Origin of the sequence: Streptomyces sp. NRRL S-920 (genome assembly GCF_000717945.1) — a bacterium.
Lineage (GTDB): Bacteria > Actinomycetota > Actinomycetes > Streptomycetales > Streptomycetaceae > Streptomyces > Streptomyces alboniger.
The window spans coordinates 35,948-56,419 of record NZ_JODF01000044.1 but is presented as its reverse complement, the minus strand read 5'-3'; the positions used below and the strand labels follow the sequence as shown (position 1 = coordinate 56,419).

The 20,472-nt window shown below is 72.6% G+C and carries 24 protein-coding genes; 16 read left to right on the top strand and 8 right to left on the bottom strand.

What is annotated here, in order from left to right:
* The 4 genes from IG54_RS0126885 to IG54_RS0126870 all read left to right on the top strand — a co-directional run.
* Nucleotides 1–747: hypothetical protein (locus IG54_RS0126885; RefSeq protein WP_420712285.1), on the top strand; the 747-nt coding region annotated here is incomplete at its 5' end.
* A 120-nt stretch (nucleotides 748–867) separates the two neighbouring features.
* Nucleotides 868–2,466 (top strand): ABC-F family ATP-binding cassette domain-containing protein, encoded by a 1,599-nt coding sequence (locus tag IG54_RS0126880; RefSeq protein ID WP_030789720.1) that lies wholly within the window; start codon nucleotides 868–870, stop codon nucleotides 2,464–2,466.
* Between the two features lie 389 nt (nucleotides 2,467–2,855).
* Entirely contained in the window at nucleotides 2,856–3,077 is a 222-nt protein-coding gene (locus tag IG54_RS0126875; RefSeq protein ID WP_030789717.1) for a helix-turn-helix domain-containing protein, read from the top strand.
* A gap of 157 nt (nucleotides 3,078–3,234) precedes the next feature.
* Complete coding sequence (locus IG54_RS0126870; protein WP_030789714.1) at nucleotides 3,235–4,038, top strand: enoyl-CoA hydratase/isomerase family protein; 804 nt, start codon at nucleotides 3,235–3,237, stop codon at nucleotides 4,036–4,038.
* Between the two features lie 43 nt (nucleotides 4,039–4,081).
* Here the strand turns inward: IG54_RS0126870 and IG54_RS0126865 are convergent, their stop codons facing one another.
* Entirely contained in the window at nucleotides 4,082–4,798 is a 717-nt protein-coding gene (locus IG54_RS0126865; protein WP_030789711.1) for a hypothetical protein, read from the bottom strand.
* 96 nt (nucleotides 4,799–4,894) lie between these two features.
* Between IG54_RS0126865 and IG54_RS0126860 the strand changes: the two genes are divergently transcribed.
* From IG54_RS0126860 to amaP, 5 genes are read left to right on the top strand one after another with little or no spacing between them, the layout of a single operon-like run.
* A complete protein-coding gene (locus IG54_RS0126860; RefSeq protein WP_030789707.1) occupies nucleotides 4,895–5,377 on the top strand; it encodes an Asp23/Gls24 family envelope stress response protein in 483 nt (160 codons plus the stop codon).
* 40 nt (nucleotides 5,378–5,417) lie between these two features.
* A complete protein-coding gene (locus IG54_RS0126855; protein ID WP_030789704.1) occupies nucleotides 5,418–5,603 on the top strand; it encodes a hypothetical protein in 186 nt (61 codons plus the stop codon).
* 3 nt (nucleotides 5,604–5,606) lie between these two features.
* Nucleotides 5,607–5,990, top strand: coding sequence for an Asp23/Gls24 family envelope stress response protein (locus IG54_RS0126850; protein WP_030789701.1), 384 nt, complete (start codon nucleotides 5,607–5,609; stop codon nucleotides 5,988–5,990).
* Nucleotides 5,987–6,670 carry a DUF6286 domain-containing protein gene (locus tag IG54_RS0126845; protein WP_030789696.1) on the top strand — a complete coding sequence of 228 codons (684 nt, stop codon included), beginning with the start codon at nucleotides 5,987–5,989 and terminating at the stop codon, nucleotides 6,668–6,670. The genes IG54_RS0126850 and IG54_RS0126845 overlap by 4 nt, the downstream gene beginning before the upstream one ends.
* Nucleotides 6,667–7,254, top strand: a complete 588-nt coding sequence (gene amaP / locus IG54_RS0126840) for an alkaline shock response membrane anchor protein AmaP (protein ID WP_234336357.1) — start codon at nucleotides 6,667–6,669, stop codon at nucleotides 7,252–7,254. The genes IG54_RS0126845 and amaP overlap by 4 nt, the downstream gene beginning before the upstream one ends.
* Nucleotides 7,255–7,281: 27 nt before the next feature.
* Here the strand turns inward: amaP and IG54_RS0126835 are convergent, their stop codons facing one another.
* The 6 genes from IG54_RS0126835 to IG54_RS0126810 form a co-directional block, all read right to left on the bottom strand.
* Nucleotides 7,282–8,037 (bottom strand): SDR family oxidoreductase, encoded by a 756-nt coding sequence (locus IG54_RS0126835; RefSeq protein ID WP_030789690.1) that lies wholly within the window; start codon nucleotides 8,035–8,037, stop codon nucleotides 7,282–7,284.
* A 5-nt stretch (nucleotides 8,038–8,042) separates the two neighbouring features.
* Nucleotides 8,043–9,827 carry a glycoside hydrolase family 15 protein gene (locus IG54_RS0126830; protein WP_030789687.1) on the bottom strand — a complete coding sequence of 595 codons (1,785 nt, stop codon included), beginning with the start codon at nucleotides 9,825–9,827 and terminating at the stop codon, nucleotides 8,043–8,045.
* A 45-nt stretch (nucleotides 9,828–9,872) separates the two neighbouring features.
* Nucleotides 9,873–10,661, bottom strand: coding sequence for an SURF1 family protein (locus tag IG54_RS0126825; protein WP_030789684.1), 789 nt, complete (start codon nucleotides 10,659–10,661; stop codon nucleotides 9,873–9,875).
* Between the two features lie 47 nt (nucleotides 10,662–10,708).
* Entirely contained in the window at nucleotides 10,709–10,942 is a 234-nt protein-coding gene (locus IG54_RS0126820) for a hypothetical protein (protein WP_078594554.1), read from the bottom strand.
* A 92-nt stretch (nucleotides 10,943–11,034) separates the two neighbouring features.
* Nucleotides 11,035–12,030: a DEDDh family exonuclease gene (locus IG54_RS0126815; protein ID WP_030789679.1), complete on the bottom strand. Its 996-nt coding sequence runs from the start codon at nucleotides 12,028–12,030 to the stop codon at nucleotides 11,035–11,037.
* A 31-nt stretch (nucleotides 12,031–12,061) separates the two neighbouring features.
* On the bottom strand, nucleotides 12,062–12,697 hold the full coding sequence (locus IG54_RS0126810; protein WP_030789677.1) for a TetR/AcrR family transcriptional regulator: 636 nt from the start codon (nucleotides 12,695–12,697) through the stop codon (nucleotides 12,062–12,064).
* An 82-nt stretch (nucleotides 12,698–12,779) separates the two neighbouring features.
* Here IG54_RS0126810 and IG54_RS0126805 point away from each other — a divergent pair, with 82 nt between their 5' ends.
* From IG54_RS0126805 to IG54_RS0126775, 7 genes are all read left to right on the top strand, one after another.
* A complete protein-coding gene (locus IG54_RS0126805; RefSeq protein WP_030789675.1) occupies nucleotides 12,780–13,577 on the top strand; it encodes an acetoacetate decarboxylase family protein in 798 nt (265 codons plus the stop codon).
* 1 nt (nucleotide 13,578) lies between these two features.
* Nucleotides 13,579–14,463 carry an SDR family NAD(P)-dependent oxidoreductase gene (locus IG54_RS0126800; RefSeq protein WP_030789673.1) on the top strand — a complete coding sequence of 295 codons (885 nt, stop codon included), beginning with the start codon at nucleotides 13,579–13,581 and terminating at the stop codon, nucleotides 14,461–14,463.
* 14 nt (nucleotides 14,464–14,477) lie between these two features.
* Entirely contained in the window at nucleotides 14,478–15,779 is a 1,302-nt protein-coding gene (locus IG54_RS0126795) for an amidohydrolase family protein (protein ID WP_030789670.1), read from the top strand.
* A complete protein-coding gene (locus tag IG54_RS0126790; RefSeq protein WP_420712284.1) occupies nucleotides 15,776–17,038 on the top strand; it encodes an amidohydrolase family protein in 1,263 nt (420 codons plus the stop codon). Before IG54_RS0126795 ends, IG54_RS0126790 begins: the two co-directional genes overlap by 4 nt.
* 24 nt (nucleotides 17,039–17,062) lie before the next feature.
* Nucleotides 17,063–17,773 carry a VIT1/CCC1 transporter family protein gene (locus tag IG54_RS0126785; protein ID WP_030789664.1) on the top strand — a complete coding sequence of 237 codons (711 nt, stop codon included), beginning with the start codon at nucleotides 17,063–17,065 and terminating at the stop codon, nucleotides 17,771–17,773.
* A gap of 106 nt (nucleotides 17,774–17,879) precedes the next feature.
* Nucleotides 17,880–18,806, top strand: coding sequence for a sterol desaturase family protein (locus IG54_RS0126780; RefSeq protein ID WP_051819994.1), 927 nt, complete (start codon nucleotides 17,880–17,882; stop codon nucleotides 18,804–18,806).
* Nucleotides 18,803–19,549 carry a lysoplasmalogenase gene (locus tag IG54_RS0126775; RefSeq protein ID WP_051819993.1) on the top strand — a complete coding sequence of 249 codons (747 nt, stop codon included), beginning with the start codon at nucleotides 18,803–18,805 and terminating at the stop codon, nucleotides 19,547–19,549. The genes IG54_RS0126780 and IG54_RS0126775 overlap by 4 nt, the downstream gene beginning before the upstream one ends.
* On the opposite strand, the gene IG54_RS0126770 is transcribed toward IG54_RS0126775, so the two are convergent.
* Complete coding sequence (locus tag IG54_RS0126770; protein ID WP_030789655.1) at nucleotides 19,456–20,460, bottom strand: CopD family protein; 1,005 nt, start codon at nucleotides 20,458–20,460, stop codon at nucleotides 19,456–19,458. The two genes, IG54_RS0126775 and IG54_RS0126770, sit on opposite strands and share 94 nt — an antisense overlap.
* Nucleotides 20,461–20,472 lie beyond the last annotated feature (12 nt).

Sequence of the window (20,472 nt, the reverse complement as noted above, 5' to 3'; positions counted from 1 at the left end):
GCCCCGCCCCCGCCCTCCCGGAAACCGACCGGCACCCGCCTCGCGATCCCCGTCGCCCTCGCGCTGCTCGCCCTGCCGCTCGTCACCGCCGCCCACCACTCGCGGCCCGCCCCGTTCGGGGACCGCCTCACCGTCCACGCGCGCGTGGATGAGCAGAACCCCGACACCGAAGCCGCCGAACCCGCCCTGCGCGCGAAGGGGCGGGCCGTTGAGGCGTACGACGTGGGGAGTGGCGAGCCGCGTTGGACGTATACGCGTGAAGGGCGTCGGCCCCTCACGCTCCTGGCCGAGTCCGGGCACGCCTTCACGCTCTGGAGCGACGGGCTCGTGACCGATACCGAGCGGGTCGGCGGACGTTCCGTGCGCTGGCACCGCGCCATCCCCGAGAGCGCCCCCTGGCTGCGCACAGCCGCGGCGCGCGGCGGCGCGGGAGTGCTCCAGCCGCTCACCGCGGGGGCCCGCATGCTGGCGGTCGTCACCCCGCACCGCATCGCCGCCTACCGCGCCGCCGACGGCGACCTGCGCTGGGTCCTGCCCGCCCGCCGGGGCTGCGCCTTCGAACCCGCCCGCTCGCTCCGCCGCGAGGGCGTCCTCCTGGTCGCCCAGCCCTGCGCGGGTACCACGACCTCCTGGACCTCGCAGGTCATCGCGGTGGACGACTACGGAAGGATCGTCCCGGGCCGCACACCGCTGGGCAACGGAGACCTGGAGCGGGGCCGCGGCGACGGCAGCGGCCCAGAAAACTAGTTGCGTTCGCCCGTTAGAATGGCTGCCATGGCAGCTCCTCTCCTCAGTTGGACGGCGTAGACACCGGCCTAGAGCAACCAGTCGTCCCTCTCGCCGTCCACCCTGTTCAGGAGTACCCCCGTGATCACCGCTTCCGGCATCGAGCTGCGCGCCGGCGCCCGCATCCTCATCGAGAACGCCAGCTTCCGCATCGCGAAGGGCGACCGCATCGGCCTCGTCGGCCGCAATGGGGCGGGCAAGACCACCCTGACCAAGTGCCTGGCGGGCGAGGGCATCCCCGCGGGCGGCACGATCTCCCGCTCCGGAGAGGTCGGCTACCTCCCGCAGGACCCCCGCACCGGCGACCTCGACGTGCTCGCCCGCGACCGCATCCTCTCCGCCCGCGGACTCGACGTACTGATCCGCAAGATGCGCGAGAACGAACAGCGCATCGCCAGCGGCTCCGGTGCCACCCGCGAGAAGGCCCTGAAGCAGTACGAGCGCCAGGAGACGGAGTTCCTCACCAAGGGCGGGTACGCCGCCGAGGCCGAGGCCGCCACCATCGCCGCCGCGCTGAACCTCCCCGACCGCGTGCTCGGCCAGCCCCTGCACACGCTCTCCGGTGGCCAGCGCCGCCGTATCGAGCTGGCCCGCATCCTCTTCTCGGACGCCGACACGCTCCTCCTGGACGAGCCGACCAACCACCTCGACGCCGACTCGATCGTCTGGCTGCGCGACTACCTGAAGACGTACCGCGGCGGCTTCATCGTGATCTCCCACGACGTCGACCTCGTCGAGACGGTCGTCAACAAGGTCTTCTACCTGGACGCCAACCGCTCCGCGATCGACGTCTACAACATGGGCTGGAAGCTCTACCAGCAGCAGCGCGAGTCCGACGAGAAGCGCCGCAAGCGCGAGCGGCAGAACGCCGAGAAGAAGGCCTCCGCCCTGCACTCGCAGGCCGACAAGATGCGCGCGAAGGCCACCAAGACCGTCGCCGCGCAGAACATGGCCCGCCGCGCGGACAAGCTGCTGGCCGGCCTGGAGGCCGAGCGGAAGTCCGACAAGGTCGCCAAGCTCCGCTTCCCCGAGCCCTCGCCGTGCGGCAAGACGCCGCTGATGGCCGAGGGCCTGTCGAAGTCGTACGGCTCGCTGGAGATCTTCACCGACGTCGACCTCGCGATCGACAAGGGCTCACGCGTCGTCATCCTCGGCCTCAACGGCGCGGGCAAGACCACGCTGCTGCGGCTGCTCGGCGGCGCCGAGAAGCCCGACACCGGCCAGGTCATCGAGGGCCACGGCCTCAAGCTCGGCTACTACGCGCAGGAGCACGAGACCCTGGACCCCGAGCGCACGGTCCTGGAGAACATGCGCTCGGCCGCCCCCGACCTCGACCTCGTCGAGGTGCGCAAGACGCTCGGCTCGTTCCTCTTCTCCGGGGACGACGTCGACAAGCCGGCGGGCGTGCTGTCCGGCGGCGAGAAGACGCGGCTCGCCCTCGCGACCCTCGTCGTCTCCTCGGCCAACGTCCTGCTCCTCGACGAGCCCACCAACAACCTCGACCCCGCCAGTCGCGAGGAGATCCTCGGCGCCCTGCGCACCTACAAGGGCGCGGTCGTCCTCGTCACCCACGACGAGGGCGCGGTGGAGGCCCTCCAGCCGGAGCGCATCATCCTGCTGCCGGACGGCGTCGAGGACCTGTGGGGCCAGGACTACGCGGACCTGGTCGCGCTCGCCTGACCCCCGCCGCCGCCCGTTCCGCCGCGTCCCCGGGGGCGTCCACACAGCGTGATCGAACCACTGATCCACTGCGTATGGATCATTCGGCCGATCCGTGATCCCTCATCTGTGTGAGCTGTCCTCGTACCGAGGTGTGTCATACACGGATTTTGGCGGCGCGACGGCATGGTGGCGGCTCTCCCGCCCCGCACCCCGCTGACCTGGCCGTTCGTCACTCAGCGCGTTCGGATGTGCACAATCCCACACGCGGAATCACGCATTCCGATCGTGGTGGCCCCTTCCTGAGCGGCAAACCTTGTCGTACGGACCTTGCCGAATGGGTGGCCAGGAAGCCCGCAAGGGGTGATCATGAGAAGTCCAGAGCGCACTTCCCATGAGGAGGCATTCGGGTGGCCGAGACTCTGAAGAAGGGCAGCCGGGTAACCGGCGCCGCGCGCGAAAAGCTCGCGGCAGACCTGAAGAAGAAGTACGACGGCGGTGCGAGCATCCGGGCGTTGGCCGAAGAGACCGGCCGTTCGTACGGGTTCGTGCACCGGATGCTCAGTGAATCCGGCGTCACGCTGCGGGGACGCGGCGGGGCGACGCGGGGCAAGAAGGTCGCCTCCGCCTGACGGCCGACGGCACGCGGTCTGGCTGACGGCCGGCGGCACGCAGTCCGGTGGTCGATGGTGACCACCCGGTCGATCGTGTGATCGCCCGGGTGGTTACTGTGCAGTCACTTACGGGCGCCCCCGCGCCCGGCCCGACTGCATCCCATCGGAGGCACCCATGGCTTCGTCCGACAGCGAGCTGACACCGGTTCTCGACAAGGACGGCGTACGCCTCACCATCGACGAGGCCGTCGCCACGGTGACGCTGACCAATCCGGCCAAGCGAAACGCCCAATCTCCCGCGCTGTGGAGGGCGTTGACCGAGGCTGGTCAGCTGCTGCCCGGCAGTGTCCGCGTCGTGGTGCTCCGCGGCGAGGGCAAATCCTTCTCCGCGGGCCTGGACCGGCAGGCGTTCGCGCCCGAGGGCTTCGACGGCGAGCCGTCCTTCATCGATATGGCACGCGGTGAGGACGACGTCCTCGACGCCACGATCGCCGGGTACCAAGAAGCGTTCACCTGGTGGCGGCGCGGCGACATCGTGTCCATCGCCGCCGTCCAGGGCCACGCCATCGGCGCCGGCTTCCAGCTCGCGCTCGCCTGCGATCTGCGGATCGCGGCGGACGACGTGCAGTTCGCCATGCGCGAGACCAGCCTGGGCCTCGTCCCCGACCTCACCGGAACGCACCCGCTCGTGGGCCTCGTCGGCTATGCCCGCGCCCTTGAGATCTGCGCCACCGGCCGCTTCGTCCACGCGGACGAGGCCGAGCGCGTGGGCCTCGCCAACCTCGTCGTGCCCGCGGACCAACTCGACGCCGCCGCCAAGGACCTGGCCGCCGCACTGATCTCCGCGCCGCGCGACGCGGTCATCGAGACCAAGACACTGCTCCAGGGCGCCACGGACCGCTCCTACGAAGAGCAGCGCATCGCCGAGCGCGCCGCACAGGGCCGCCGACTGCGCGACCTCGCGGGCCTCGGCGACTGACACCCGGCCGATGCCGAGTCTCGGCCGGTCCGCCGGACACGCCCTAGTCCACCGCCGTGACCAGCACGGCCACCGAAGGGTGATCCGGCAGGGTGGCGGCGATTGCCGCGCGGACCGCGAGCGCCACGTCCAGGGCGCGGTGCTCGCGGTCCGTCGCGACCTCCACGCGCGCGTGGCGGCGCGGCAGCGCGCCCGTCGCCGGGCGCTCCTCGATATGCACGGCAGGGCCGAGCGCCCCCGTCAGCCGGGTCACCCCGAGCACCCCCAGGGCGGCCCGCCCGGCGCGCGCCTCGGCGCTGTCGCCCTCGGGTGCCCACGCCTCGCCGCCCCGAGGCGCTTCAGTGCGTACGTCCCCGGGCTCGGCGTTCTCGTCCAGCAGCGCCGTCACCCGTAGATCCACCTCGTCGACCACCAGGCCGAGCCGGTCCGTGGCCCCGCGGAGCGCGGCGCGCAGCAGGTCCGCCGCGGCGGGCAGCGGCCGGCCGGTGGCGGCCGCGAAGTCCGCCGTGACGCGCAGCGGCCCCGGCGGCAGCGCGCTCGGCGGTGGCGGCACGGCCCCGACGTACGCGCCGCCGGGATCGGCCAGGGCGATCCGGAGCGTGCCGAGGCGCACACCGGTCACTCCTCGCGCGGCGTGCCGCAGCGCGCCGCCCGCCGCCGACTCCGTCACCCATGTGCCGTCCCGCGCGCCACCCAGTGGCAGCACCCGGCCGAGGCCCAGCTGTCGGCGTACCGCCTCGGTCCAACCGTCACCCGTCATGGCCCCAGCCTGCCGCATCCCTGGAGCGCTGCCGCGCAACCCGTCTTAATGTGGGCAAAGAAAGCAGATCCCCCTTTCGAAACGGACGGCACGGCGATGACCGAAACCGGAGAGCGGAAGACGGCTCAGACGCTGGAGAAGGACTCCCCGAACGAAGGCCTGACGGGCGCGGCCGGGCGCGGCGGGGGCGACGCCGCGAGCCGGGGCCGCACCACCATCGCGGACGGAGTCGTCGAGAAGATCGCCGGGCTCGCCGCGCGGGACGTCGAGGGCGTGCACGCGATGGGCGGCGGCCTCGCGCGGACCTTCGGGGCCGTGCGCGACCGGGTCCCCGGCGGCTCGAAATCCGTATCGCGCGGGGTGAAGGCCGAGGTCGGCGAGGTGCAGACCGCGCTGGACCTGGAGATCGTCGTCGAGTACGGCGTGCCGATCGCCGATGTCGCGCAGGACGTACGGGAGAACGTGATCGCGGCCGTCGAGCGCATGACCGGGCTCGAAGTCGTCGAGGTCAACATCGCGGTCAGCGACGTCAAGCTGCCCGACGAGGACGACGAGGAGCCTCCGGGCCGCCTCCAGTAGCAACCAACCTTCAGTCGCGTCTCGCTAAGGAGCGCACGAGATGAGCATGGCCGTGATCGGCATGGTGGCGGGAATGGCGCTCGGCTTCGCCGGATACTTCGGCGGATTCGGGGCGTTCCTGCTGGTGGCCGCCCTGGGAGCCATCGGCTTCGTGGCCGGCCGGTTCCTCGAGGGGGACCTGGAGCCCGGCGAGTTCTTCCGTACCCGCGGCGACCGGGGGAGGTGAGCGGTGGCGGCACAGGTCGCTCCCGGGGAGCGCGGCGCCACCCGGATCGCCGACCGGGTCGTCGCGAAGATCGCCGCGCGGGCGGCGCGCGAGGCGGTGGAGTCGGTACCCCCCGGCGGCGCCCCGCCGCACGCCACGGTCTCCGTGCTCGCGCCCCCGCACGACTCCGCGCGAGCGGGCCGGACCCCGTTCGGCACCGCCCGCGTCCGCGTCAGCCTCGAACTGGACTACCCCTGCGACATCGGCCGCCAGTGCGGTGCCGTGCGCCGGCAAGTCACCGAGCGGGTCGAGGCGTTGGCGGGAATGGACGTGCCCGAGGTGGTGGTCCAGGTGGAGCGGCTGCACTCGGCGCGGGTACGCGTCGCCGCGCAGGGGAGGACACGATGAGCGAACCCTCGGGGAGCGGCGCCACGCAGCCGCTGCCGGTCGTCGGACAGGCGCGACAGGGCGAGGACGGATCCGGGCCGGCGTCCGGCGCCACCCCTCACCCACTGCCCACGCTCGCGGCCGAGGACACCGGCGGCAAGGCCTCCCGGTTCTGGTCCCCGCGCCGGGTCCCCGCCGCGCTCCTCGCCCTGTTGATCTTCGGCGGCGCGGGGCTCCTCCTGTACGACATCGTCGCCGTGCGGGCCGGCCACTCCGCGATGCGCTGGCGGCACGACCTCGCACACCAGCTCGGCGAGCGGCCCCTGGACGACGCCGCGGTGCTCGCCGGGGCCGCCGTCGCCGCCCTCGCCGGACTCTGGCTCCTCGTGCTCGCCGCGACCCCCGGACAGCGCGCGCTCCTGCCGATGCGGCGCACCGGCTCCGACGTACGCGCCGGGCTCTACCGCGACGCCGCCGCCACGATGCTGCGCGATCGCGCCATGGACGTGTCCGGCGTGCAGTCCGCGCGAGTGCGCATGACACGCTCCAAGGTGAACGTGCGGGCCGTCTCGCACTTCCGTGAACTCGACGACGTACGCGGCGACCTGGACGCCACGCTGGCCGACGCCATCCGCGACCTCGGCCTCGCGCGCGCCCCCGAACTCTCGGTCCACGTCGCCCGGCCCGGAAAGAAGGGGTGAGCGCGATGCCGCGCACGGTCAACCGCGTCATCCTCGCCCTGCTCGGGCTCGTGCTGCTCGTCCTCGGCGGCTCGGTGCTTGCCATCGGGCTCGGCGCCTCGCCGCCCTCCTGGTGGATCCACGACGGGCGGCACGACGTGCTGCTCAGCGCCGCCGACCGGACGAGCCGGCGGGACGAGGGATGGTTCTGGCCCACGGTCATCGGCGGCCTCGCCCTCGTGGTGCTGCTCGCCCTGTGGTGGCTCTCGGCACAGCTGCGCAGGCGCCGTCTCGCGGAGGTCCTGGTGGAGACCGGGGACGGCGAGGGCGCACTGCTGCGCGGGCGCGCCCTGGAGCAGGTCCTTGCCGGTGAGGCCGAGGTGCTGGACGGCGTCGAGCGCGCCCACACCGCCCTGACCGGGCGCCGCGGCACACCGCGGGCACGCGTGGACCTCGTCCTCACGCCCGACGCCACGCCCTCCGCGGCGCTGCACCGGTTCTCCTCCGAGGTCCTCGCGCGCGCCCGCACCTCGGCGGGCCTGGCGAGCCTGCCCGCCACGGTGCGGCTGCGCGGGGTCAAGCACCGCGCCGAACGCGTGAGCTGAGCCCCGCGCCCCGCGGGCCCGCACCCATCAGAAGCCGCTGCGCGCCCCGCCGTCCACCGGCACCATGACCCCTGTCACGTACGAGGCGGCGGGTGAGAGCAGGAAGGCCGCCGCGCGCCCGAACTCCTCCGGTGTGCCGTAGCGGCGCAGCGGGATCCTCGCCTCGTTGGCGGCGCGGGTCGCCTCCGGGTCGGGGGAGAGCCCGTCCAGCTGACGCAGGCGGTCGGTGGCGATGCGGCCCGGCAGGACGCCGAGGACGCGGATGCCGCGCGGTCCGACCTCGTCCGCCAGGGACTTGGCGAACCCGGCGAGGCCGGGCCGCAGGCCGTTGGAGATCGTCAGGCCCGCGATCGGCTCGTACACCGAACTGGACAGCACGAACGCGATGACGCCGCCCTCGTGCAGCTCCGCGGCGGCGGTGCGGGCGAGCCGGACCGCGCCGAGGAAGACCGTGTCGAAGGCGGCCTGCCACTGCTCGTCGGTGTTGTCCGCGGCAAAGCCGGGCGCGGGCCCGCCCACGCTGATCAGCACGCCGTCGAAGCCGCCGAAGTGTTCGCGTGCCGCCGCGACCAGCCGGCCCGCGGCGGCCGGGTCGGCGTTGTCGGCGGCGACGCCCACCGCGTTCGGGCCGAGTTCGGCGGCCGCCCCGGCGACGGTCTTCTCGTCGCGGCCGGTGATGACGACCTTCGCGCCGTCGGCGACCAGCTCGCGCGCGGTGGCGTGGCCGAGGCCGCGCGTGGCGCCGGTGACTACGTAGACACGGTCCTTCAGTCCAAGATCCATGGCCGCTATCCTTCCGTGTCCTCGCCGAAGAGCGCCAGGGCGGTGTTCACCAGGCCGATGTGGCTGAATGCCTGCGGGAAGTTGCCCAGCTGGCGGCCGCAGACCGGGTCGTACTCCTCCGCGAGCAGCCCCACGTCGTTGGTCAGCGACACCAGGTACTCGAACAGTTCGAGCGCCTCCTTCGTGCGCCCCGTCATGTGCAGGGCGTCCACCAGCCAGAAGGTGCAGACGAGGAAGGTGCCCTCCTGGCCGGGCAGGCCGTCGATCTCCTTCCCGTCGGAGGTGTAGCGGCGCAGCAGGCCGTGGTGGCTCAGCTCGGCGCGGACCGCGTCGATCGTGCCGATGACCCGCGGGTCGTCGGGGGGCAGGAAACCGGTGTGCGGGATGAGCAGCAGCGAGGCGTCCAGCTCGGTGGAGCCGTAGGACTGCGTGAAGGTGTTGCGCTCCGGGTCGTAGCCCTTCTCGCACACCTCGCGGTGGACCTCGTCCCGCAGTTCCCGCCAGCGGTCCGCGTCGCCGGGCAGCTCCGGGTCCTCCTCCAGGGCGCGCACCGCGCGGTCGGCGGCGACCCACACCATCACCTTCGAGTACACGAAGTGGCGGCGCGGGCCGCGCACCTCCCACAGCCCCTGGTCGGGCTCGCGCCACTTCTCGCGCAGGAACTCCAGGAGGCAGAGCTGGAGGTTCCAGGCCTGCGGGCGGCGGGCGAGGCCCGAACGGTGTGCGAGGGCGAGGGAGTCGACGACCTCGCCGTACACGTCGAGCTGCAACTGCTCCACGGCTTCGTTGCCGATGCGCACGGGGGCCGAGCCCTCATACCCGGGCAGCCACGGAATCTCGTACTCCGGAAGGCGCCGTTCGCCGGCGAGGCCGTACACGATCTGGAGGTCGGCGGCGTTGCCCGCGACCGCGCGCAGCAGCCAGTCGCGCCAGGCCTCGGCCTCCTCCAGGTAGCCGGCGAGGAGCAGGGCGCCGAGGGTGAGGGTGGAGTCGCGCAGCCAGCAGAAGCGGTAGTCCCAGTTGCGTACGCCGCCGATCTCCTCGGGCAGGGAGGTGGTGGGGGCGGCCACGACACCGCCGGTCGGGGCGTAGGTGAGCGCTTTGAGGGTGATCAGGGAGCGTATGACCGCGTCGCGGTGCGGCCCGTCGTACTGGCAGCGGGAGGTCCAGGCACGCCAGTCCTCCAGGCTCTCGCGCAGCGAGGTGTACGGGTCGACGAGGGGCGGGCGCGGCTCGTGCGAGGGGTGCCAGGTGAGGACGAACGCCACCTTCTCGCCCTCCTCGACGGTGAACTCGGAGTGGGTGCCGAAGTCGTGGCCCCAGGTGCGCACGGGCGGTTCGCTGCGCAGCCACACGGAGTCGGGTCCGGCGACGGCGACGCGGTGGCCGTCCACCTTGCGCACCCACGGCACGACGGAGCCGTAGTCGAACCGGAGCCGGAGCGTGCTGCGGACGGTGACGCTGCCCTTGAGGCCCTCGACGATGCGTACGACATCGGGGGCGCGGTCACGCTGGGGCATGAAGTCGGTGACACGGATGGAGCCGTCCTCGGTGTCCCACTCGGTGTCGAGGACGAGGGAGTCGGGGCGGTAGGCGCGGCGGGCGCAGGAGTCCGCGTCCGTGGGGGCGATGCGCCAGTGGCCGTTCTCCTCGTCGCCGAGCAGCGCGGCGAAACAGGCGGCGGAGTCGAATCGGGGCAGGCAGAGCCAGTCCAGCGAGCCGTCCCTGGCGACGAGGGCGGCGGTCTGGTGGTCGCCGATGAGTGCGTAATCTTCAATGGGGCGGGACACGCAGAACGGGTTCCCGGAGGAGGCCCTCGTCAATCGAAGGGTGCCTCAAGCGGTGGTGGGCGCGGCTTCCGGAGTGGGTGCTTCCGCGGCGGCGGCGCGGTCACGGCGCTCCCTGCGGACCAGGACCACCCAGCCGATCGGGACGCCCGTGGCGAACAGCCACCACTGGACCGCGTACGCCATGTGCGCGCCGATGCCGCTGTGGTCGGGCTCGCCGATCAGCTCGGGGGTGTTGCCGCGGTTCTCGGGCGAGGTCTGCTCGATATAGCCGCCGAGGACCTGCTTGCCGAGGCTGTCGGCCTGCTGCCCGCTGCTGATCAGCATGATCTGACGGTCCGGCAGGCCGCGGACGTCCTTGATGCCGCTGGCCGCGGACGTCTCGTCGGCCATCAGGCGCCCGGTGATGGTCACTTCGCCCTTGGGGGCGGCGGGGATCTCCGGGAACGCGGTCTGCGGGCCGTCGGCCGGGATCCAGCCGCGGTTGACGAGCAGGACCTTGCCGTCGTCCAGGACGAACGGCGTCAGGACGTGGAAGCCGACCTCGTCATCGGAGTTCGTGCGGCGCCGCACGACGACCTCGTGCTTGGTGTCGTACGTCCCCTTGGCGCTCACCCGGCGGTACAGATCCGTCCTCGGCACCTCGTGGCCGGGGGAGGTCAGCTCCTCGGCGGGGACCGGGTCGGCGGCCAGTGCCTTGGCGATCCGCTCGTTCTGCGCGACGCGGTGCTCGTGCCGGTGCAGCTGCCAGAAACCCAGCTCGACCATCACGGGGATGAGAACGAGGGCGATAAGGGTGAGGATCACCCACTGCCGGGTCAGGAGGAAGCGGTACACCCCACGACGGTACAACTCGGTCGCGGGGTGCCGGGACGTGGGGTCACTCAGACCTTGTCGACGATGCCCACCCGCCCCTCCGCGCGTGAGCAGTGGGCGCCGCAGTACCAGTGGCCCTCCACCTCGACGCCCTGGCCGATGATGCGGCACCGGCAGTGCTCGCAGATGGGCGCCATGCGGTGGATGGCGCAGGAGAAGCAGTCGAAGACGTGCACCGAGCCTTGCGCGTGCACTTCAAAGGACATGCCGTAGTCGTTTCCGCAGACCTCGCAACGTGCCATGCGCCACAGGGTGGGGCGCCGCGGCGGTGCGGAGCGAGTGGTGTGCGGGCGAGTCGCCCGCAATCACCCGTCTGACGGTCACCGACCCGCGATCACCCGTCCGTGGCGGGCGCCACGTCCTGGAGCAGCTGGCCGAAGGCGGCCTCGTCGATCACCGGCGTGCCGAACTGGCGTGCCTTGACGGTCTTGGAGGTGCCCGAATCCGGGTCGTTCGTCACGAGCAGGCTGGTGAGGCGGGACACGCTCGTCGCGATGTGCAGGCCCGCCTCGACCGCCCGGTCCTCAAGGAGATCGCGCTCCACGGAGGTGTCTCCGGAGAACGCGACCCGCATGCCCTGCTTGAGTGGTTTGCCCGGTTCGTAACGCCCTGGGTTCGGGTAGGGGCACGGCGGTCGCTTGCGCGAGGGGCGCCAACTGGCGGGCCGGTACGACGAGGAGGGCGCCGGTCCCGTCGACTGCCGGACGACGCGGGGCGTGCCGTCGGACCACTCGGTGAGCGGGCGGCACTCCAGGAGCGGCAGGCGGACATTGCCGCCGGCCGCCGCGTGCAGGCTCGGGCGGAACGCCTCGGCGAGCACGCGCGCGTCGTCGAGGGCGTTGTGCGCGTGGCGCTGCTCGACGCCGAAGTGCGCGGCCAGGGACTCCAGCTTGTGGTTGGGCAGCGGGAGCGCAAGCTCCTTGGAGAGCGCGATGGTGCACAGCCGCTGGCGCACCGGGGCGGTGCGCTCCGCGCGCGCGTACTCCCTGGCGATCATCGACCAGTCGAAGACGGCGTTGTGCGCGACCAGGACGCGGCCGTCGAGGCGGCTCGCGAACTCCTCGGCGATGTCCTTGAACAGCGGCGCGTCCGCGAGCACCTCGCTGGTGAGGCCGTGGATCCACACGGGCCCCGGGTCGCGCTGGGGGTTCACCAGCGTGTACCAGTGGTCCTCGATCTCGCCCTGGGCGCCCACCCGGTAGACGGCGGCCGACACTATGCGGTCGTCGCGGGCCAGGCCGGTGGTCTCCACGTCGACGACCGCGTACCCCGTTGGATACGCGGCCGGCCAGGGGGCGGCGGACGCTGCGGTCGTGCGGTCTTCGAGCATGGTCAATGAGGATACGGGCCGCCACCGACAGTCATGCCCCCGGTCCGAGAAGCCCCGTCACCAGAGCCTTGACGGAGACGGTGAACAAGGCCTCCGGATCGAGGGGTCCTGCCAGCGCGCGGGCGAGCGCGCCGTCCTGCTCCGCCGTGTCCTTCGTCCACGGCTCCTCCTCGGCGGGGCGCTGCACGGGAGCGCGTTCGCGGTTGCGCTCGACGAGGACATGGCCGACGACATGGACCTGGACGGAGCGCACCGCGTCGGCGGCCCGGGCGCCGCGCAGGCCTGCCTCGTGCACCTCGTGGACCAGGGACCGCTGGGCGGGCAGGAACATCCGTTCGGTGAGGCCGCGTTCGTGGACCATCGCGACGAGGTGCGGGTGGTCGAGCAGTTGGCGGCGCAGGGCGCGGGCCACGGAGACGACGCGCTGGGCGGGGGTGCGGCCGACGGGGTGGATCTCGCCGAGGTCGGCGACGGTGCGCTCGACGAGGGCGGCCAGGAGCGACTCGCGGTTGCCCACGTGCCAGTAGATCGAGGTGACGGCGGTGCCCAGCTCGGCCGCGAGGCCGCGCATCGTCAAGGACCGGGGACCGTGCCGCCGCACCAGTTCCGCGGCGGCGCCGAGCACGTCCTCCCGGCTCAGCCGCGTGCGCGTCTCTTTACCCTTCACGAGTCCTGTTGTAACTGTGTTACAGAACCCCCGCAAGTCCCGGCCGCGGGCCCCAGTCCGCGCTGACGAAGGGTGGTACGACATGGCACGCGTACGGTACGCAGCGCGCACCGAGGCGGAGATCGCCGCCGCGCGCACCGCCAGTTCCCGGCTCCCCGAAGTCTGGTCGACGGGCGTGGTGGCCGTCTGGGAGAGCGACCCCGACGCGGTCGCGGCGGTCCTGCCGCCCCCGCTGAAACCCACCGGGCGGCCCCTGGTGCGGGCGAACATCAGCAAGGTCGACCTGCCCGGCTATCCGCTCGGCGCGGGCTCGGTGGCCGTCGCCGCCGAGCACGGGGGAGTGGGCGGCTGGTATCCGCTGGTGATGCCGATGACCCACGAGCGGGCCCTGATCGGCGGGCGCGAGGTCTTCGGGGAGCCGAAGAAGCTCGGCGAGGTCGAGGTCGAGCGCGACGGCCTGGTCGTGCGCGCCGCGCTGGCCCGGCACGGCATCGCGTTCGTGGAGGTGCGCGGTGCGGTCAGCGGCGCGCTGCCGCTCCCGGAGCCGGCCCGCAGGACGGACTTCTACTTCAAGTTCCTGCCCGCGGTGGACGGTTCGGGCTTCGACGCCGATCCGGTGCTCGTGCACTGCGTACGCGACGAGAAGGTGCGCAAGCTGGAGGGCGTCACCGGAGACGTCGTCCTGCGCGAGTCGATGTACGACCCGGTGGCCGATCTGCCGGTCCGCGCGGTCGCCGGGATCACCATCGGCGAGAAGACCACCGTCCAGCGGGGCCATGTCGCGGAGCGCGTCAGCGCGCGGGCCCTGCTGCCCTACATCCACCAGCGGTACGACGACCCCGCGCAGATCCTCGACGGCCCGCCCGAGGGGAGCGGCTGAGATGGAGCTGTGCGAGGGGCAGGTCGCCGTGGTCACCGGGGCGGCGAGCGGCATCGGGCTCGCCCTGGTGCGGCGGTTCGCGGCGGGCGGCCTGAAGGTGGTCCTCGCCGACGTCGAGGAGAACGCCCTGGAACAGGCCGCCGCGGGGCTGCGCGAGGACGGGGCGAGAGTGCACGCGCGCGTGGTCGACGTCGGGGACCGCGCGCAGGTCCTCGCCCTGGCCGACGAGGTGTACGAGACCTTCGGCGCCGTCCATGTGCTGTGCAACAACGCGGGCGTCGGATCGGGCGCCGAGGGCCGCATGTGGGAACACGATCCGAACGACTGGAAGTGGGCCTTCGAAGTCAACGTATGGGGTGTCTTCCACGGCATCCAGGCGTTCGTGCCCCGGATGATCGCGGGCGGCGAGCCCGGTCACGTCGTGAACACCTCCTCCGGCGACGGCGGCATCGCACCGCTGCCCACCGCCTCCGTCTACGCCGTCACCAAGGCGGCCGTGGTGACGATGACCGAGTCCCTGTACGCGCATCTGAAGGCGGAGCACGCGCGCGTGGGCGCGTCCGTGCTCTTCCCCGGCCCCCACATGCTGCGTACCGGCCTGTGGGAGTCGCACCGCAACCGGCCCGAGCGGTACGCCAAGTCGCGCCCCCGCAAAACCCCTTACCGCAGCCTCGACCAGTGGGAGGCGGCGATGAAGGAGGCCGGGCAGGCGGTGGAGTTCACGCCCGTCGAACAGGTCGCGGACTTCGTCGCCGAAGGCATCGCGGCGGGCCGCTTCTGGCTGCTTCCGGAGAGCGAGCACAGCGACCGGCAGATCAAGGCGAGGTCGCGGTCGATGCTCGACCGCTCCGACCCGGCGTATCTCGAAAGCTTCATCCTGGACTGACCGAGGGACACCTGATGACGGCTCAGCAGAACGATCCCCGCCTCGACCCCTACCTGATCATCTCCTCCGACTGCCACGCCGGGCTCCCCACCGAGGAGTACCGCCCCTACCTGGACAGCCGCTTCCACCGCGCCTTCGACGACTTCCTCGGCGAGCTGGACGCGCGCAGGGAGGAGGCGACCCGGCTCGGCATCCGCAACGACGTCTTCGCCGCCAAGTGGTTTAACGACAACGAGGAGGGCCTGCGCGGCGGCTGGGACACCGCGCAGCGCCTCAAGGAGCTGGACGGCGACGGGGTCGCCGCCGAGGTCGTCTTCCCCGACGCGGACGCCGTGGACAGCCGGACGGCCGCGCCCTTCGGAGTGGGCCTCGGCCTCTCCGGCGACCAGGACCCCGAGCTGGGCATGGCGGGCGCCCAGGCGCACAACCGCTGGCTCGCCGACTTCGTCTCCGAGCACCCCGAACGGCACTGCGGGGTCGCCCTGCTGCCCGTCACCGGTGAGGTGGACCGCGTCGTCGCCGAGATCCACCGCGCCAAGGAGTCGGGGCTCGGCGCGCTGATGATCCCCTCCATGTGGGTCGACAAGGCGCCCTACCACGACCGGCGTTACGACCCCGTATGGGCGGCGGCGGCCGAGTGTGCCATGCCCGTCGTCACGCACTCGGGGGCCGCGCCCCGCCACGAGTACGGCGACCACCTCGGGATCTACGTCTCCGAAGTGACGTGGTGGCCCGCGCGGCCGCTGTGGTTCCTGCTCTGGTCCGGCGTCTTCGAGCGCCACCCCGGGCTGAGGTTCGGCGTCGCGGAGTCCGGCTGCTGGTGGCTGCCGAACCTCCTGTGGTTCATGGACCGCCTCTACCTGGGCGCGCACGGCGGCAAGAAGCTCTCCCCGTTCGCGGAGCTGAAGCGCCCGCCGCACGAGTACCTCGACCGGCAGATCTTCGTCTGCGCCACCAACACCAAGCGCCGCGAGCTGGCCCAGCGCTACGAGATCGGCGTCGACAACATCCTCTGGGGCAGCGACTTCCCGCACCCCGAGGGCACCTGGCCCGACACGCGCGCGTGGCTGAGGAAGACCTTCCACGACATCCCCGTGGCGGAGACCCGGCGCATGCTGGGCCTCGCCGCCGCCGAGGTCTTCGGCTTCGACACCGGCGTCCTCGCGCCGCTGGCCCGCCGCATCGGCCCCACACCGGCCGAACTGGGCCAGCACGACGACCAGACGGCGGTGGAGGCCTCCTGGGCGCGCTCGCGCGAGGTGGGCCGCCACTGGCTGACCGACCACGACTTCCCCGCGCTGGGGGTGACCCCATGAGCGAGCCCATGAGCGATCCGACCCACCAGGACCGCTACACCGTCATCTCCGCCGACTGCCACGCGGGCGCCGACCTCCTGGACTACCGGCCCTACCTGGAGTCCCGCCACCACGAGGCGTTCGACGAGTGGGCGGCCACCTACGTCAATCCGTACGAGGACCTGCTCGCGGACACCGCCGACCGCAACTGGAACTCCGACCGCCGTATCGCCGAACTCGAAGAGGACGGCATCGTCGCCGAGGTCGTCTTCCCGAACACCATCCCGCCGTTCTTCCCCTCGGCCTCGCTGATGGCCCCGGCGCCGACCCGCGAGGAGTTCGAGCTGCGCTGGGCGGGCCTGCGCGCCCACAACCGCTGGCTCGCGGACTTCTGCGCCGCGGCGCCGGGCCGCAGGGCGGGCGTCTTCCAGATCCTCCTGAACGACGTCGGCCGGGCCGTGGCGGAGATCCGCGGGGCGGTGGAGGCAGGCCTCACCGGAGGGCTCATGCTGCCCGGCACCCCGCCGGGCTCGGGTCTGCCGGAGCTGTACTCGCGGGCGTACGACCCGATCTGGGCGGTCTGCGCCGAACTGGGCGTGCCGGTCAACCACCACGCGGGCTCGGCGTCGCCGCTACTCGGCGAGGAACCCGCAGCGCGCGCGGTGTTCATGGTCGAGACGACGTGGTTCTCGCACCGGGCGCTGTGGCACCTCGTCTTCGGCGGCGCCTTCCGCCGCCACCCGGGGCTGCGGCTCGTCCTCACCGAGCAGGGCTCCGGGTGGATCCCGGGCGTCCTGGACATGCTGGACTACTACCACTCGCGCCTGGTCGCGGCGGAGATGAGGACAGGTGCGGCCGACACGGCCGAGTCGAAGTTCGGGGCGGGCCTGGCCGACGCGATGGGCAAGGGCCCCTCCGAGGTGTGGCGCGAGAACTGCTTCGTCGGCGCCAGCTTCATGCGCCCGCACGAGGCGGCCCTGCGCGACCGCATCGGCCTCGACAAGATCATGTGGGGCAGCGACTACCCCCACGACGAGGGCACCTACCCGCACTCGCGCGAGGGCCTCCGCCGCGCCTACGCGGGCCTGCCCAGGGACGAGATCGCGGCGATGGCCGGCGGCAACGCCGCCGGCGTCTACGGCTTCGACCTGGAGCGGCTCGGCCGCATCGCCGCGCGCGTGGGACCCACGGTCCAGGAACTGGACGAACCCCTCAAGGAGGCACCCGCAGGCGCCACGAGCCCGGTGTTCGCGCCGGGAGGGTCGGTACGGGTCTGGTGACGCGGGTGATGCGATGCTCCCTGCGTGACGGAAGCAACGCACGAGGAAGCGCACGGCGGCGCCCTCGGCTCACGGCTCAACTGGCTGCGGGCCGCCGTGCTGGGGGCCAATGACGGCATCGTGTCCACCGCGGGCCTCGTCGTCGGTGTCGCGGGCGCCACGGATGCCCGCGACACCCTGCTGACGGCGGGCCTGGCCGGACTGCTGGCCGGGTCCATGTCCATGGCCGCGGGCGAGTACGTCTCCGTGTCCACGCAGCGCGACTCGGAGCGGGCCGCCCTCGCTGTGGAGAAGCGCGAGCTGCGCGAACAACCCGAGGCGGAACTGGGCGAGCTGACCGACCTGTTGGAGGAGCGCGGACTCAGCCGTGACGTGGCCCGCGAGGCCGCCGAGCAACTGACCGAGAGGGACGCGCTGCGGGCCCACGCGCGCGTGGAGCTGGGGATCGACCCCGACGACCTCACCAACCCCTGGCACGCGGCCTGGGCCAGCTTCGTCGCGTTCACCGCGGGCGCGCTGCTGCCGCTCCTCGCGATCGTCCTCCCGCCCGCCGACTGGCGCCTCGGCGTCACCGTCGTCTCGGTCCTCGGCGCCCTCGGCCTCACGGGCTGGAGCAGCGCCCGCCTGGGCGCGGCGGACGTGCGCCGCGCCGTGCTGCGGAACATGGCGGGCGGCGCGCTCGCGATGGCGGTGACCTACGGGGCGGGCGCGCTGCTGGGAGCGGCCGGGGTCTGACGCGGGGCCTTTGGCGAGGATCACCAACAACTCCTCCCGTACCGCCGGTAATACTTGTCGGTAACAACCTCTAGTCGCGGGCGATGAGCCGTTCTACGGTGCACGCATGTCCCCGAACCTGCCCGATGTGGTGCTGTGGTCCATACCGGCCTTCGTGCTGCTCACCGTCGTCGAGATCGTGAGCCACCGGATCCACCCCGACGAGGACGCCGCCGGGTACGAGACCAAGGACGCCGCCACCAGCGTCACCATGGGCCTCGGCAGCCTGGCCTTCGACTTCCTGTGGAAGATCCCGATCGTGGCGGTCTACACGGCCGTCTACACGCTGACGCCGCTGCGGGTGCCCGTCCTGTGGTGGACGATCCCGCTGATGCTCCTCGCGCAGGACTTCTTCTACTACTGGTCGCACCGGGGCCACCACGTCATCCGCATCCTGTGGGCCTGCCACGTGGTGCACCACTCCAGCCGCAAGTTCAACTTCACCACGGCGCTGCGCCAGCCCTGGACGAGCCTCACCGTGTGGCCGTTCTACCTGCCGCTCATCGCCTGCGGCGTCCATCCCGCGGCGCTCGCCTTCTGCTCGTCGGCCAACCTGGTCTACCAGTTCTGGATCCACACCGAACGCGTCGGGAAGCTCCCCCGCCCCTTCGAGTTCGTCCTCAACACGCCCTCGCACCACCGCGTCCACCACGCCTCCCAGGGCGGCTATCTGGACCGCAACTTCGGCGGCATCCTCATCATCTGGGACCGGCTGTTCGGCTCCTGGGTCGCCGAGACCGACCGTCCTGTGTACGGCCTGACGAAGAACATCAACACGTACAACCCGCTGCGCGTCGCCACGCACGAGTACGTCGCCATCGCCAGGGACCTGAGGGCGGCCACCAGTTGGCGCGAGCGCGCCGGGCGGGTCTTCCGCGGCCCCGGATGGCAGCCGAAGGCTCCCGAGACGCGGGTCGCGGAGACGCCGGTGGCAGAGACGGCTGTCGCGGAGCCGACTGTCACGGAGTCGGCTGTCGCGGAGCCGGCGACGTGACGGCGCGCCCCGCGCCCCGGCTGCTCCTCGGCGCCTTCGCCCTCGCCGCGCTCGCGGACCTCGTGGCGCTCCTCGCGGACTCCGACTACGGACACGCCGTCTTCAAGCCGCTGCTCATGCCGCTCCTCGCCGCGTACGTGGGCGTACAGCGGGGCCCGCGCCTGCTGATCGTCGCCCTCCTCCTCGGCTGGGGCGGCGACACGCTCCTGCTCTTCGACGCCGAACCGGCCTTCCTCGCCGGAATGGGCTCCTTCGCCGCCGGACACATCTGCTACCTGGTGCTCTTCAAGCGGTACGGAGACACGGAGCGGTCCGCGCGCGTGGGCGGCTCGCCCCACGCGCGCGGGGCGGCGCTCGTGGCCGCGTACGCCCTCGCGCTCGTCGGCACCGTGGCGCTGCTCTGGCCGGACCTGCCGTCCGACATGCGGGGCCCCGTCGCGGGCTACAGCGTGCTGCTCACCGCCATGGCGTTCCGCGCGACCGCGCTGGGCCTCACGGCGGGCCTCGGAGGGGCGCTGTTCCTGTTGTCGGACACGCTCATCGCGACCGGCGTCGCCGAGTGGCCGCAACTGCCCCGGCCCGACTTCGCGATCATGCTCACGTACCTCGCTGCCCAGTACTTGCTGGCCAGGGCCCTCCTGCTCGCGGATCACCAGCGGATCGGCACCGGCACCGCGGTCAACAGCGCCGACAGCGCCACGACGACGCCCAGCGCGGCCACCTCCCCGCGCGCGGGCACATAGGCGCGCAGAGGGGCGCCGGTGCCGCGCAACCGCTGACGGGCCAGCAGCGCGAGCACGGCGACGACGGCCACCACCAGTACCTTGGCCAGCAGCGTGCGGCCGTACGCCGTCTCGGTGAGCTGGTCCATCACCGTGCCGGGCGGCATCCGGCGCAGCGTGCTGAAGCAGCCGGTCACGGTGATCGCCGCGAACAGAACGGCCGCCACGCGCGCGTAGAGCCCGAGAACGGCGAGGCCCTCCTCCGGAGAGGTCGTCCGCCACCGGCGCAGCATCCGCAGGACGTGCAGCAACCCGCCCGCCCACAGCGCCCCACAGGTCAGGTGCACGAGGGTGAGGCCGCTGCCGACCAGCGCGGAGTCCTCCACGGGAGGGTGGGCCCGCAGCGCCTCGGCGAGGATCACCGCGGCCAGGGGGAGCGCGCCCGCCGAGGGGCGCCGGGAGCGGGCGCACAGCGCGGCCGCGATGAAGGCGTTGACCTCCAGCAGGGCGAGCCATCCGTCGCGGGAGTCGTACAGCCGCCCGATGTCCAGGTCCGCGAGCCGCTGGGGGACGAGGTTGCCGTTCGCCACGACCGTGGCCAGCCCGAGCGCCGCCGCGCACCCCGCCCACGCCGCGTACGCCGCCCACCCGCGCGGCGCCCGGTGCAGCGGCGCCCCCGGGACGCGGCGGGCGAGCCGCGTCGCGAACACCTCGCCCAGCTGCACGCACAGGGCGGCGAACACGACCGCCCGCAGGAAGGTGATGCCGCCCGTGCCGGGCGCCCGTGCCTCGCCGGTGTCGCGCAGGGCGACCGAGGGGCCGAGCAGCGGGATCAGCGCGGCGACGGCCACCAGTACGAGCACGGCCACGGCGCGCCCCACGGGAGGGCGGCGGCGCGGGGCGCGGTGCGAGACGGAAGCGGTGGCCGGTATGCCGGTCGTCGC